12 protein-coding genes are annotated in these 12,904 nt (G+C 62.8%); 6 read left to right on the top strand and 6 right to left on the bottom strand.

Annotated elements, in window-relative coordinates:
* Positions 1-151: 151 nt before the first annotated feature.
* Genes ANTHELSMS3_RS18460 through ANTHELSMS3_RS18440 form a run of 5 tightly spaced genes read right to left on the bottom strand, consistent with a single transcriptional unit; the run spans position 152 to position 4,571 of the window.
* Positions 152-2,143 carry a sensor histidine kinase gene (locus ANTHELSMS3_RS18460; RefSeq protein ID WP_094036163.1) on the bottom strand — a complete coding sequence of 664 codons (1,992 nt, stop codon included), beginning with the start codon at positions 2,141-2,143 and terminating at the stop codon, positions 152-154.
* Positions 2,124-2,603: a DUF6505 family protein gene (locus ANTHELSMS3_RS18455; RefSeq protein WP_094036162.1), complete on the bottom strand. Its 480-nt coding sequence runs from the start codon at positions 2,601-2,603 to the stop codon at positions 2,124-2,126. The genes ANTHELSMS3_RS18460 and ANTHELSMS3_RS18455 overlap by 20 nt, the downstream gene beginning before the upstream one ends.
* Complete coding sequence (locus ANTHELSMS3_RS18450; RefSeq protein WP_094036161.1) at positions 2,600-3,310, bottom strand: biotin/lipoate--protein ligase family protein; 711 nt, start codon at positions 3,308-3,310, stop codon at positions 2,600-2,602. Before ANTHELSMS3_RS18450 ends, ANTHELSMS3_RS18455 begins: the two co-directional genes overlap by 4 nt.
* Positions 3,307-4,383 (bottom strand): Mrp/NBP35 family ATP-binding protein, encoded by a 1,077-nt coding sequence (locus ANTHELSMS3_RS18445; RefSeq protein ID WP_439098654.1) that lies wholly within the window; start codon positions 4,381-4,383, stop codon positions 3,307-3,309. The genes ANTHELSMS3_RS18450 and ANTHELSMS3_RS18445 overlap by 4 nt, the downstream gene beginning before the upstream one ends.
* Positions 4,380-4,571: a DUF6494 family protein gene (locus tag ANTHELSMS3_RS18440; RefSeq protein WP_094036160.1), complete on the bottom strand. Its 192-nt coding sequence runs from the start codon at positions 4,569-4,571 to the stop codon at positions 4,380-4,382. Before ANTHELSMS3_RS18440 ends, ANTHELSMS3_RS18445 begins: the two co-directional genes overlap by 4 nt.
* A 58-nt stretch (positions 4,572-4,629) precedes the next feature.
* On the opposite strand from ANTHELSMS3_RS18440, the gene ANTHELSMS3_RS18435 reads away from it, so the two are divergent.
* Complete coding sequence (locus ANTHELSMS3_RS18435; RefSeq protein ID WP_254694776.1) at positions 4,630-5,388, top strand: cytochrome c; 759 nt, start codon at positions 4,630-4,632, stop codon at positions 5,386-5,388.
* Here the strand turns inward: ANTHELSMS3_RS18435 and ANTHELSMS3_RS18430 are convergent.
* Positions 5,382-7,331, bottom strand: coding sequence for a 4Fe-4S binding protein (locus tag ANTHELSMS3_RS18430; protein ID WP_094036159.1), 1,950 nt, complete (start codon positions 7,329-7,331; stop codon positions 5,382-5,384). The genes ANTHELSMS3_RS18435 and ANTHELSMS3_RS18430 overlap by 7 nt on opposite strands.
* Before the next feature lie 369 nt (positions 7,332-7,700).
* Between ANTHELSMS3_RS18430 and ANTHELSMS3_RS18425 the strand changes: the two genes are divergently transcribed.
* The 5 genes from ANTHELSMS3_RS18425 to ANTHELSMS3_RS18405 all read left to right on the top strand — a co-directional run bounded on the left by ANTHELSMS3_RS18425 (position 7,701) and on the right by ANTHELSMS3_RS18405 (position 12,904).
* Complete coding sequence (locus tag ANTHELSMS3_RS18425; protein ID WP_094037232.1) at positions 7,701-8,237, top strand: DUF3305 domain-containing protein; 537 nt, start codon at positions 7,701-7,703, stop codon at positions 8,235-8,237.
* Entirely contained in the window at positions 8,234-8,857 is a 624-nt protein-coding gene (locus ANTHELSMS3_RS18420; RefSeq protein WP_094036158.1) for a DUF3306 domain-containing protein, read from the top strand. Before ANTHELSMS3_RS18425 ends, ANTHELSMS3_RS18420 begins: the two co-directional genes overlap by 4 nt.
* A 14-nt stretch (positions 8,858-8,871) precedes the next feature.
* Positions 8,872-9,480, top strand: coding sequence for a molecular chaperone TorD family protein (locus ANTHELSMS3_RS18415; protein ID WP_094037231.1), 609 nt, complete (start codon positions 8,872-8,874; stop codon positions 9,478-9,480).
* A gap of 82 nt (positions 9,481-9,562) precedes the next feature.
* Positions 9,563-9,751, top strand: a complete 189-nt coding sequence (locus ANTHELSMS3_RS18410) for a twin-arginine translocation pathway signal protein (protein ID WP_094036157.1) — start codon at positions 9,563-9,565, stop codon at positions 9,749-9,751.
* Positions 9,752-9,910: 159 nt separating this feature from the next.
* A complete protein-coding gene (locus ANTHELSMS3_RS18405) occupies positions 9,911-12,904 on the top strand; it encodes a formate dehydrogenase subunit alpha (protein ID WP_094036156.1) in 2,994 nt (997 codons plus the stop codon).

Raw genomic sequence — 12,904 nt, 5'->3', positions numbered from 1 at the left:
GGCTTGGCCCGGATTCGGGGGCTGGCTGGCGTGATCTAAAGCTGACTATTTTGGTATGCTTTGTCAATCCGACAAATTTAGTCGGTTAACGTGGCGCGGGGTAACGCACAGTCAAAGCTGGATAAAAGCCATTCAGGGGGAGTAGGGAGGTTCAGGCGGCAGGCACCCAGACCCGGAATAATGCGCCACCGTCGGGGGCATTTGTCGCGGTGATCAGCCCGCCCGCGCGTTGCACAAGCGTCTGTGAGATCGACAGACCCAACCCGGTGCCTTCGCCGTGTTTGGTGGTGAAGAACGGATCAAACACCGCCTCTGCCAGACCTTCGGGCAGGCCGGGGCCGCTGTCCTGAACGCTCAGGCAGGTTCCGTCCCGACCGTCGCGGGTCTCAGCCGTCAGGCTGAGCGTCAGCCGCCCGTTTTGCCCCATCGCCTGCGCCGCGTTCATAATCAGATTGATGATGACCTGCTGCATCTCTCCGGGATCGGCGCGGACCTCGGGCGTTGCCTCTAGCCGGGTGTCCACGGTGATCGCGCTTTTGGACAGGACGTGTTCGACCAACAACAGGCAATCCTCGACCAAGGGCGTCAGCGACACGACGTCGTCATAGGCGTGGAACTCTCCGGGTCGAGCGAATTGCAGCAGTTTGCCCACCATGGCGTCAATTCGGGCGACCTGACGGTCGACCAGATCCAGCTCTGTCTTGACCGCTGCGGACTTGTCACCCAGCGTTTCGCGGATCACGTCGACATTGCCCTGAATGACCGCCACCGGATTGTTGATCTCATGGGCGACACCGGCAGTGATTTCCCCGATCGAGGCGAGTTTCTCGTTCATCACCAATTGGCGATAGGTCTCCTCCAGCTTGGCGTTGGCCTCGCGCAACTCTGCCGTGCGTTCCTCGACCCGCACATTCAGTTCATTGCCCCAAGCGCGCAGCCGTGCATCGCGGTCCTGCACCTGTCCCAGAAGGTCATCCAGATGCGCCGCCACTTGACCAATCTCATCGCGCGCGCCGACATCGCCGTACCGCGCGGACAGATCGCCCGCGCCCACCCGCTGCATGGTCCGTGTGATCCGCTCCAGCGGCGCAAAGATGCCGCGCGCCAATGTCAGGAACAACGGCACCGACAGGATCAGCACCCCAACAAAAGCTGCCAGCATCCACAAAACCGCGCGCCGTTTCGCAGCCGTAAACGGCGCTTCGAGAAAGCCAACATACAGCATCCCAACGCGCTCACCAAAGCTGTCGGTCACCGGCAGATACCCCGAGATGTACCAGTCATTCACCACAAAGGCCCGGTCCAGCCATGTTTGGCCATTGCCCAACACGCCTTGTCGGACAACCGCCGACACACGAGTGCCCAAGGCGCGCACGTCCTCGAACAGGCGCACGTTGGTTGAGACGCGAACGTCCTCTAGGAACAGGGTTGCGGTGCCCTGCCGTTCGCCCCCGGTGACGGGGTTGAGGTAGACCAGCGCGTTGATCGTGTCGATGAATTGCAGATTGCGGTTCAACAGGATGCCGCCGACCAAAACGCCTTGCCCGCCATTCACCGAAACAGGAGCGGCAGAGTGCACAACCATGCCGCGGTCCTCGACGGTGCGGTTGGTGGGCACGGCGGCCTCGGTCTCGATCAGGGGGATGCGGGCGCGCAGATCTAGCTGGCCAGGGAAGGCGGCAAGCTCGGTGCCGGAAAAGATGTCGATCTCCGTCGCCGGTTCCCCATTCAGCCCGGCAACGATCACCGGCCAGCGTGAAGGCGCATCAATGGCCTGTGCCTCGGGGAGGTAATAGAGGAAGTCCAGTGCCAGCGCTTCGCGCTTTTCGCCAAGGTAGCTGGTCAATGCCACCCCGTTGTCGGCCAGTACACGGGCGAACTCGGCGCTTTCGGCGACGCCGGTCAGTTCATCCCCAGTGGTCGTCATGATCCGGGCGAGGTACTGTTCTGCGATGCGCAGATCGGAATCGACATTGGCAATCAGCAGCGCGTCATAGGCGCTGGTCCAACGGGTCATCCCGAGAAGCAACAAAAGCGGCATCAGCACGGTAAGCGGCGCCAGCGCCAGCACCAAAAGGCGCAGACGCACCGAGGGCGCGCGCGCCAGCGCGCGTCGGGGGCGTTCAGTCGTCGAGCGATCCATGGAGGGCAAACTGCTCAAGCCCTGCGGCCTGCGCCTCGATTGTGCGGAACGCTTCTCGCACACCTGACGGGGTCAATTCACGCGCGACGGTCAACAGGGTGTTGGCGTCGTGATCCTCGCAAAGATCTGCCATGTGCGCGACTTCATCTGCGGCCACGGGGTGCGCCGCCTCGACCGAGGGCGCGCCGTAGTAGGTCACGAAATGCTGCGCCAGCAGGGTGGTCAGGGCCTCTACCTCTGCCGGTTCGACCACCGTCACCGCGACAAAGGTCACACGCCCTCCGGTTTCCAGCCCAAACCAGCCGTTTGCAAATGCCTGACGCGCCTTGCCGCTCAGGTCTCCTTCGGTCCAGTTGGAGAATTCGAACCCGCCAGAAACACACCATTCGCCGGTGCGTGCGGGGCTGGCAAAGACATTCATGTCACTTTCGTCAAAGTGGATTGCGCGGGCCAGTTTCATGGGGCTTCCTCCAAGAGCGACGTCAGTGGGATCAGGTGCGTGGTGTCCGTGTCGCGCAAGAGCATGCCAAAATCCTCATCCACGCCGAGGAACGTGCCGGGGCGGCCATCCTGCACGACTGTTTCGCCCATGCCATGCGCCAGTCCGCGCCATTCCGCGTGCAGAGGTTTCGTGCCTTCATCCTCCCAGCGGGCGACCCAGTTCAGTGTATGCCGCGCCCAGGATTCCACAAGCGCGCCGGGTTCGACATCGGCGCAGCCTTCTTCGTATAGCGCAGTCTGGTCGGGCACATCGCCGGGCACGGCGGACAGGATCAGCGGCAGGTCGAACCCCACCACCAGCCAGTCGGGAACGGCATCCGGGTCCCGGGTCGAGGCGCAGACCCGGAACGCCCCGCATGATGCCCCGTTGATCAGGATGCCGCCCGCCCAAGCCAGATGCACTGCCACCTCCGGCGGGGCCAGAGCGCCAAGGGCATTCTGGAACCCGACACCGCAGAGCGGCAGCATCGCCATCGCCTGTGCCAGAGGTACCTCTGGCGTAAAGACCAGCGCGGCCCCCATGCGGTCAGCGGCGGTGCGATAGCAGACCAGCCCGGCATCGCAGCCCCGGACCGACCGCATCACCGCGCCGTCGAATGGATCGCCACCGACTTCTTCACCGCTCATGGCGGGGGGGAAGGTCAGCGGTTCCGACGGCAGGCTCATGCCACGCCCCGGTCGACCAACGCCTTTGCGATGGCATGGAACGCCTGCGCCTGAGCACTGTCGGGCTGGCTCGCCACGATGGGCGCGCCACCGTCCGAGGCCAGCCGGATTTGCAGGTCCAGAGGCACCTCGGCCAGCAGGGGAACCCCCAGTTTGGCCGCCTCGGCGGCGACACCGCCATGGCCAAAGACATGTTCCTCGTGGCCGCAGTTGGAACAGATATGCGTGCTCATGTTTTCCACCATACCAAGGATTGGCACCTTGAGCTGATTAAACATGTCGATCCCCTTGCGGGCATCCAGCAAGGCCACGTCCTGCGGCGTGCTGACCACCACGGCGCCGTCGATCTGGAACTTCTGCGATAGGGTCATTTGCACGTCGCCGGTGCCGGGTGGCAGGTCGACGATTAGCACATCCAGCGCGCCCCATTGCACCTGATTCATCATCTGCTGCAAGGCGCCCATCAGCATCGGACCGCGCCAGACCACGGCCTGATCCTCATTGGTCAGCAGGCCAATCGACATCATGGTGACGCCGTGGTTGCGCAGCGGCAGGATGGTCTTGCCGTCGGGCGAGGCAGGACGCCCCGAAACGCCCAGCATCCGCGGCTGCGACGGCCCGTAGACATCCGCATCCAGCAGACCCACGCGCCGTCCCTGCGCCGCCAGAGCACAGGCGAGGTTGGACGACACGGTCGATTTGCCGACGCCGCCCTTGCCAGAGGCAATGGCGATGATGTGGTCCACACCGGGGATCTTTTGCGGGCCGGTCGGGTCGGCCTTTTTCTTAAGCCCTAGGTCGGGTGGCGGGGCCTTTTCCGCATGGCCGGTCAGCACGATGGCAACCTTGTCCACACCCGGAAGTGCGCGCAACAGCGTCTCTGCCTGCGCTTTGACCGCCTCATACGCCTTGGCATGCTGTGGTGCGATTTCCATAACGAAGCGCACCGTGCCGCCCTCGACGTTCAGGGCGCGCATCACGCCGCTGGCGACGATGTCGCTGCCTGCCACCGGGTCCGTGATGCCCTTGAGCACCTCAAGGACGGCGTCGCGCCCCAATGCCACGTCGGTCATTCCTGCCCCTTGATCTCGCCTGTCACCTCGTGGGTCAGACCCAGTTCGGGGATGGTGATGACGGCCTTGACTGGGAACGTCTTGCCGCCGGTGTCTGCGTCACGCATCGCCTCTTCGATGGCTTGCTGTGAGGTCACGCCGACCTGTTTGAGGAACTTGCGCATCGACATGTTGAAGTCTTCGCTCATCTTTTCATTTCTCCTGTTTCATTTGACGCAACACGGGGCAGGGGCCTAGCATATCCCCATGAGCCCGCGTGTCGCCTATTCCCTTGGTGGACTGGCCCTGTGCCTGTCCATCTGTCCGACTCTCCCTGCCGCGCAGGAAAACCGCTCCGTCCGTTTGCATGCGCCCTCTGCACTGGTCGACAGTGGCCTCATCAAACATATTCTGCCACGCTTCACGCTCAAGACGCGCGTCCGTGTCGAATTGGTCCCTGACCCGGCGACGGCGGATATTGCGCTGGGCGACAGCGGCGACCCGCTGTTTGCCGGGCTGGATGCCATCTGGCACCTGCGGGTGCAAGGGGACCACGCCGGGGCCGCGCGTTTGGCCGATTGGCTGGGGTCCGAGGTTGGTGCAAACACGGTGGCCAGCTTTGCCCCCGATGGCGCGGCGCTGTTCGGCCCGCCGCCCGACACCGCAGACGTCGAAGTTGTCGTGACCTATGACGGCGACGCCAAGCTGGGTCACAAGGTCAGCCGCGCCAAATGCACCCGCTGTCATGTGATCGACGAGGCGACGCGCGGCTTTGGTATCGGCTCTACCCCCAGCTTCATGGTGCTGCGTGCCTTTGCCGATTGGGAGGAACGGTTCTACGCCTTTTACACGTTGAACCCGCATCCTGCCTTTACCATCATCGACGGACTGACGCTGCCCTTTCCCGCCAACCGCCCGTCGCCCATCGCGCCGGTCAAGCTGACGCTGGAAGAGGTCGAGGCGATTGTTGCCTTCGTCGCCGCCTTGCAGGCCGCCGATCTGGGGGCACCGTTGATCCATCAGTGATCCCGGCGCTTGGACAGATAATCATCAGTCGTGCGCGGACGGGGCCGTTCTGCGCCCGCAAAGGGGTTGTCCGTGGCCCCCATCTGCGTCTTGACCCGGCAATCGTCACACATCTGGATCATCCGCAGCTTTTCCGGGCTTTGGAACATCGCGTGGCCAGACAGCTTTTCGGTGATCCGGTCGATGGCGGATTTCGACCCGAACAACGATCCACACTCGACGCAGGCAAAGGGCTCTTCCTCATTCAGCACCGCTTGGCGCAGGGCTGTTTCGCTCAGGTCTAGGCGCGGCTCCAGCGTTATGGCCTTTTCCGGGCAGATGGTCGCGCAGATGCCGCATTGCAGGCAGGCGTCTTCCTGAAACCGCAACTGGGGCTTGTCGGGGTTGTCGCCCAGAGCGCCAGAAGGGCAGAGGGACACACAAGACAGGCAAAGCGTGCAGGCATCGGTATCGACCAGCACCGCGCCATAGGGTGCGCCCTCTGGCAAGGGCAGGGTGGTGGCATCAGAGTGCAGCGCGCGGGCTGCCTGCCGGGTGATTTGTCTGCGGGTGCCCAGCGGACGGACAGGGGCGGTGATCGGGGCCGGGGCGATGGCGTCGTAGAGCGCATCGCTCATCGCGTCAGGGTCGGGCGTGTCCAGAATGCCCACGCGGGCCTCTCCGGCAATGGCGCTGGCTAGCGCGACCTGAGGCGCCAGTGCCGTGCGGTCGGTGCCGGGGCCGGGCAGCAGGGTGACAGACGAGAATCCGGCGGCCAATGCGGCGACCGCCTCGGCATGGCCAAAGGCACCAAGCGCGGGCAGTTCCAGTGGCACAACGTCGGCGGGCAACCCGCGTCCGTGCCGGGACGACAGGCGGATCATCTCTGCCCCGTGGGCGTCATGCACCAACAGGCGCGGTGCCGCACCGCCCGCGTCAAGGAAGGCCTTGGCCAAGGTCTGCACCCGGCGCATCGTCAGATCCACCGGGGGTGTCTCATAGCTGATCGCGCCAGAGGGGCAGACCGCCGAACAGGCGCCACAGCCCGCGCAGATCATCGGATCGACGGTCACATGGTCGCCGTCCGGGGTGATCGCCCCCGTCGGGCACAGGTCCAGACAGCGGGTGCAGCCGGTCTGGCCCGCGCGCGAATGGGCACACAGCAGCGCCTCTGTCCGCACATAAAGCGGCTTTTCAAAGGTGCCGACCAAATGCGATGCGGCCAGAACCGCCGCCGCCACGGCGGGCGCATGGCCGGGGTCGGCACGCAAATAGCCTTCGCGTTTCTCATGGGCCGGAAAGAGCGGTGTTTCGCTGCGCAGATCCAGCAGTATGTCGCAATCCGACCCGCCCCCGTCACGCGGCTCTGTCAGGGTGAAACTGCCGCGCCCGCCCGGCTCGATCTGGCGCAGTGCGTCGATCACTACGGTAAACTGTCCCAGCGCGCCACTGGCCTGCCGCAAGCGGCCGGTCACAACGTCATAGGCGCGGGTGTCGGGCAGTTCTGCGCCTTCCGGCAATAACACCGTGACTGCCAGATGGGGGGCCAGTTGGTCTGCGGCGGGCAGCGCCACCTCTGACGCGCCGATGATCAGGCATAACCCCTCTGAGATCACGTCCAACGTCCTGTCCGGGGCAGCGGGAAGTAGCGCCTCGGCGATCAGGGCGGACATTTTGGGTACTGTTGACCCTGTATCAGCGGTCCATCCGGCCCGGTCCCGCAAGTCCAGCACCGGAGGCGCAGTCATGCCCAATTCCTCTGCCAGACCCTCGAATACCGCTGATTCCTGCGTGCAACAAAAAAATGTGTCGCCGCCTTCCAACGCCAGGGCCGCGCGGTCGATCTGACTGGTGCAGAGCGCAGAACAGGGGCGGCGCACCTCTAGCCCGGTGGTACGGGAAAGCTGTTCCGTGTCCAGTGCCATTGTGCCCAAACAGTCGCATGTTACCAATGACTTGGCCATTGTCTTTCCCCTCGTCCGAAGCCCGCTTGACGGGTCCGGATTTACCTCATCCGGCCAGAGCCTAGCCATGAATCGATCCCCGCCACAACCGTTTATCAGTCGCAGGTGTCGCGCAGCCCCACCCGATACGGGCTTGCTGCGGCGCGGCTGATTCGTGCTGTCCCGCAGCAGCTGTTTCCTTAGTGAAAACGTCGGGTTGGACAAATCGACCTAACGCGCCCGGCGACCTTGTCTGGGCTGGCCAAAATGTCCAAAAGCGCGCCCGGAATCCGCCAGCCGCAGGATTTCGCTTTCGCTTTGGGGGCTTGCTGGCGCTTACTCTGACCTAGGAGGAAAAACGTGATCCACAATCCGAAAGCCTATCGGAGTATTCCGCTTGGGATCGTGCTGCGGCGCGCGCCCGGTGTGACCCGTTGGGCGAAATGGGTTTGGACCGCCTCTGCCGTCTTGCCCGGTGCCGGTGCGGCTGACTGGCGTGAACTGCGACGTGAAGGCGAAACGGTGGAATACCACGCCGCAACGCTAGAGTTGGAATTGCATGGCGCAGATACAGAAGCCTATCTGCATGAAATCTGCGCTCAGACACCCAGCGTCTACATCATTCTGCGGCAAGAGGGGGCGGGTGATTTCCCGCTGCGGCCGTTGACCGTCACGGCCTCGCCGTATGAGGCGCAGGATTATGCCGACAGCGGCGAAGAGATCATCGAAAAGGTGCCAATGACGCCGGCCTTTTTTGCGTGGGTGGCGGAGTTCGTCGAAGAGTTCCACCACGAAGAGGTTTTCATCAAGCGCAAGCGGGACAAGAAACGCGTCGATCTCACTCAGGACGGCGTTGGCGATCCGCGCATTGGCTCGCTTCAGGACGTCTATGCCTCTCCGGCGCTACAGCGGAGACGTTTGCAATGAGCGCGACACCGGGGGATTTCTGGTCGCGCCGCCGCGCGCAGGTAGCCAAGGCTGAAGCCGCCGAATTGCAGGCTGCCGAGGTAGAGGCGCGTGTCGCGGAGGATGCAAAACTCGAACAGCGTCCGGACGAAGAGATTTTGGCCGATTTGGACCTGCCCGCGCCCGAGGAGATGGTAAGCACCGAACAGGTTCAGGCGCTTCTCAAAGCTGCTGTGCCGCAGCGGTTAAAGACGCGCGCGCTGCGCCGGATGTGGCGCCTGAACCCGGTGCTGGCCAATGTCGATGGGTTGGTGGACTACGGTGAGGACTACACCGATGCAGCCGTGGTCGTGGAAAACCTTCAGACGCTATACAAGGTCGGCAAAGGCATGTTCGACAAGGCGGTAGAGGCCGCCAAGGCTGAGGCCGCCGCTGTGGCCAAGGCCGAAGCCAACGAGGCCGACAGCGCCGAGGCCCCGGATCATGCCGAAGGCGACGATGTGCCAGAGGCCGACCCGACCGCAGAAACCCAAGCCCAGGCCGTGCCGGATGTCGATCCGACGCCGGCTGACCTGACCGAAGACGCCCCTGTGGCACAAGCCCCGCGCCGGATGCGCTTTCGTTTTGAGACCGCCACATGACGGACAAGGACCAGATGACCCAGACCGCCGAGACACACCAGATTGCCGAAGAGGACCGCCTGCGCGCGGATCTTTACAATTTCATCGGCCTGCTGCTGGCTGGCCCGCCGGATGAGATGTTGCTGGCCCAAACTGCCAGCCTGACGGGCGATGAGACGGAGATGGGGCAGGCTATCGGCACTCTGGCCAAGCTGGCGAAGGTCAGCAAACCCATGGCTGTCACCTCGGAATACAACAAGCTGTTCATCGGTTTGGCGCGGGGCGAGCTGCTGCCTTATGCGTCCTACTACCTGACCGGTTTTCTGAACGAGAAACCTCTTGCGCTGCTGCGTCAGGACATGGCCCGCATGGGGCTGGAGCGCGCGGACAACGTGTTTGAGCCTGAGGACAACGTCGCCAGCCTGATGGAAATGATGGGCGCAGTGATTGTCGGGCGCTTTGGCACACCTGCCGGGATCGATGCGCAAAAGGCGTTTTTCAACAAGCATATCGGCCCTTGGGCCTCACATTTCTTTGGCGATCTCGAAGGAGCAAAGAATTCTGTTTTCTACTCTCCTGTCGGCACCGTCGGGCGGCTGTTCATGGAGATCGAGGCCGAAGCCTTTCGGATGAGCGCCAAGTGAGTTTTGAACCGGGGCACGCGCCCTTATCGAGCGGCAGGTATCTGCCGGAACCCATGAGAGACCACCACAAGGAGACGCTTTCATGACTCAGGAAACCAAGGCAACGCGCCGCAATTTCCTCAAGCTGGCAAGTGTATCGGCCCCTGCGGCGGCTGTCGCTCTTGCCAGTGGCACTGCGGCTGAGGCCGGACCGGCAGAGCCTGACCTGACATCGGAAAAGATGCAGGACACGGCGCATACCCGCGCCTTTTACGAGACTGCGCGCTTCTGATCAGCGCGCCCTGCATCGCCCGGAAAGACCCCGGACGAGGCTGAACGGCCAAAGGCGACTGGTTGCGTGACGCCCGACTGCCAAGGCCACTGTCATAGCCAAGCAAGCTGTGCCCCGGACGCTGATCCATAGGGCCGTGCGAGCAAGGGAGAGAGAAACATGCTTAGGAAAAAGACCAACGGGGTTGCGCGACGCCCCCAGCGGACTTCGATCCTGTCCGAGGCCGCCAACGCCTCGGTTGACCGCCGCGCTTTTTTGCGCGGCTCGGGTCTGGCCATCGGCGGGATTGCCGCGATTGCGGCCACCGGCGGCACCGTAAAACAGGCCAGCGCCGCGACGGCTGCTGTGCGCGGTACGGTTGAACTGAAAAAATCGGTCTGCACCCACTGTTCGGTCGGGTGTACCGTTGTGGCAGAGGTCAGCGATGGCGTCTGGGTCGGGCAGGAACCCGGCTGGGACAGCCCGTTCAACCTTGGCGCTCACTGTGCCAAAGGCGCGGCCGTGCGTGAACACGCCCACGGCGAACGCCGCTTGAAGTACCCGATGAAAAAAGAGAACGGCGAATGGGTCCGGATCTCTTGGGAACAGGCGATCGACGAGATCGGCGATGGCATGATGCAGATCCGCGAAGAAAGCGGACCGGACAGTGTTTATTGGCTGGGCTCGGCCAAGCACAACAACGAGCAGGCCTATCTGTTCCGCAAGTTCGCCGCCTATTGGGGCACGAACAACGTCGACCATCAGGCGCGGATCTGCCACTCGACCACCGTTGCGGGTGTTGCGAATACATGGGGCTACGGCGCCATGACCAACAGCTACAACGACATCCACAAATCCAAGGCCATTTTTATCATCGGCGGCAACCCGGCAGAGGCGCATCCCGTCTCGCTGATGCACCTGCTGAAGGCCAAGGAGCAGAACAACGCGCCGCTGATCGTCTGCGATCCGCGCTTTACCCGCACGGCGGCCCATGCCGATGAATACGTGCGGTTCCGGCCGGGTACGGACGTGGCGCTGGTATGGGGCATCCTTTACCACATCTTCGAGAACGGCTGGGAGGACAAAGAGTTCATCCGCACCCGTGTCTGGGGGATGGACCAGATCCGCGAAGAAGTGGCCAAGTGGACCCCCGAAGAGGTCGAACGCGTCACGGGCACGCCCGGATCGCAATTGCGCCGCGTGGCGCGCACCATGGCCAACAACCGTCCGGGTACGGTGATCTGGTGTATGGGCGGCACGCAGCACTCTAACGGCAACAACAACACCCGCGCTTATTGCATCCTGCAACTTGCGCTGGGGAACATGGGCACCGCCGGCGGCGGCACCAACATCTTCCGCGGCCACGACAACGTGCAGGGTGCCACGGACCTAGGTGTTCTGGCTGATACCTTGCCGGGCTACTACGGCCTGTCAGCCGGATCGTGGGCCCATTGGGCGCGCGTCTGGGAAGAAGATCTGGACTGGCTCAAGGGGCGCTTTGCCTCGCACAAAGGCAAGGATGGCAAGGAAAAGGCCATGATGAACCTGACCGGTATCCCGGTCAGCCGCTGGATTGATGGTGTGCTGGAGGCCAAGGAAAACCTTGACCAGCCGGACAATACCCGCGCGATGGTGTTGTGGGGCCATGCGCCGAACTCTCAGACCCGAATGGTCGAGATGAAAAAGGCCATGGAAGACTTGGATATGTTGGTCGTGGTTGACCCCTATCCGACGGTTTCGGCGATCCTGCATGACCGCACCGATGGCGTCTATTTGTTGCCGGCGACCACCCAGTTTGAAACGCGTGGCTCTGTCACCGCGTCAAACCGGTCGCTGCAATGGCGCGAAAAGGTTGTGGAACCGCTGTTCGAAAGCTTGCCGGATCACATCATCATGGCGAAGTTCGCCAAGAAGTTCGGTTTCTCGGACAAGCTGTTCCGCAACATCGCGATGGACGCCGACGATGAACCCAACGTCGAGGATCTGACGCGCGAGTTTAACCGGGGCATGTGGACCGTGGGCTATACCGGCCAGTCGCCAGAACGGCTCAAGTTGCACATGGCAAACCAGCACACGTTCGACCGGACAACGCTGCGCGCCGTGGGTGGCCCGGCGGATGGCGATTTCTATGGTCTGCCGTGGCCTTGCTGGGGTACGCCGGAAATGAACCATCCGGGGACAGCCAATCTATATGACATGTCCTTGCCAGTGGCCGAAGGTGGCCTGACCTTCCGTGCGCGTTTCGGCGTTGAACGGAATGGCGACAATCTGCTGGCGGATGGCGTTTATTCCGTCGGGTCGGAAATTCAGGACGGTTATCCTGAATTCACCATGCAGATGCTGATTGATCTGGGTTGGGATGGTGATCTGACCGAAGAGGAGCGCCGTTCTATCGAGTATGTCGCAGGCTACCGCGACCTCGAAGGGAACCTGACCGGAGAAGGCGAGGAAGTGGGCGAACAGTCCCAGACCGGACCCTATCCGTCGGATTGGCAGGACAAAATCGGTGGCGTGAACTGGAAAACCGACCTGACGGGCGGCATCCAGCGGGTCGCGATTGCCCATGGCTGTGCGCCGTTCGGCAACGCCAAGGCGCGCGCCGTGGTCTGGACCTTCCCCGATCCGGTGCCCATCCACCGTGAGCCGCTGTATACCAACCGTCGTGACCTGTTGCCCGACTATGCAACATACGAAGATCGCCATTTCTGGCGGGTTCCAACGATGTATGCGTCGATTCAAAAGCAGGACTTCAGCCAAGACTATCCGATCATCCTGACCTCTGGTCGTTTGGTCGAATATGAGGGCGGCGGTGATGAGACCCGGTCGAACCCATGGTTGGCCGAGCTTCAGCAAGACATGTTCGTCGAAATCAACACCCGCGATGCCAACGATCTGGGTGTTCGGGACGGCGCGGATGTCTGGGTCGAAGGCCCCGAAGGCGGCAAGGTCAAGGTTATGGCCATGGTCACCGAACGGGTTGGGGCGGGCGTCGCCTTTATGCCCTTCCACTTTGGCGGTCACTATCAGGGTCAGGATCTGCGGTCCAAATACCCGGATGGCGCTGATCCGTATGTCTTGGGTGAATCGACCAACGTGGCCCAGACCTATGGCTACGACTCGGTCACACAGATGCAGGAAACCAAGGCCACCCTGTGCAAGATCACAGTGGCGTAA

The sequence above is a fragment of the Antarctobacter heliothermus genome, assembly GCF_002237555.1.
Classification (GTDB): domain Bacteria; phylum Pseudomonadota; class Alphaproteobacteria; order Rhodobacterales; family Rhodobacteraceae; genus Antarctobacter; species Antarctobacter heliothermus_B.
This window is presented reverse-complemented; position numbering and strand designations above follow the sequence as displayed.

Coding starts and splice junctions, on each gene's coding strand:
- ANTHELSMS3_RS18430 (WP_094036159.1), bottom strand. CDS start 7,331: ATGGCCAAGTCATTGGTAACATGCGACTGTTTGGGCACAATGGCACTG.
- ANTHELSMS3_RS18420 (WP_094036158.1), top strand. CDS start 8,234: ATGAGCGCGACACCGGGGGATTTCTGGTCGCGCCGCCGCGCGCAGGTA.
- ANTHELSMS3_RS18455 (WP_094036162.1), bottom strand. CDS start 2,603: ATGAAACTGGCCCGCGCAATCCACTTTGACGAAAGTGACATGAATGTC.
- ANTHELSMS3_RS18415 (WP_094037231.1), top strand. CDS start 8,872: ATGACCCAGACCGCCGAGACACACCAGATTGCCGAAGAGGACCGCCTG.
- ANTHELSMS3_RS18410 (WP_094036157.1), top strand. CDS start 9,563: ATGACTCAGGAAACCAAGGCAACGCGCCGCAATTTCCTCAAGCTGGCA.
- ANTHELSMS3_RS18405 (WP_094036156.1), top strand. CDS start 9,911: ATGCTTAGGAAAAAGACCAACGGGGTTGCGCGACGCCCCCAGCGGACT.
- ANTHELSMS3_RS18450 (WP_094036161.1), bottom strand. CDS start 3,310: ATGAGCCTGCCGTCGGAACCGCTGACCTTCCCCCCCGCCATGAGCGGT.
- ANTHELSMS3_RS18460 (WP_094036163.1), bottom strand. CDS start 2,143: ATGGATCGCTCGACGACTGAACGCCCCCGACGCGCGCTGGCGCGCGCG.
- ANTHELSMS3_RS18435 (WP_254694776.1), top strand. CDS start 4,630: ATGAGCCCGCGTGTCGCCTATTCCCTTGGTGGACTGGCCCTGTGCCTG.
- ANTHELSMS3_RS18440 (WP_094036160.1), bottom strand. CDS start 4,571: ATGAGCGAAGACTTCAACATGTCGATGCGCAAGTTCCTCAAACAGGTC.
- ANTHELSMS3_RS18445 (WP_439098654.1), bottom strand. CDS start 4,383: ATGACCGACGTGGCATTGGGGCGCGACGCCGTCCTTGAGGTGCTCAAG.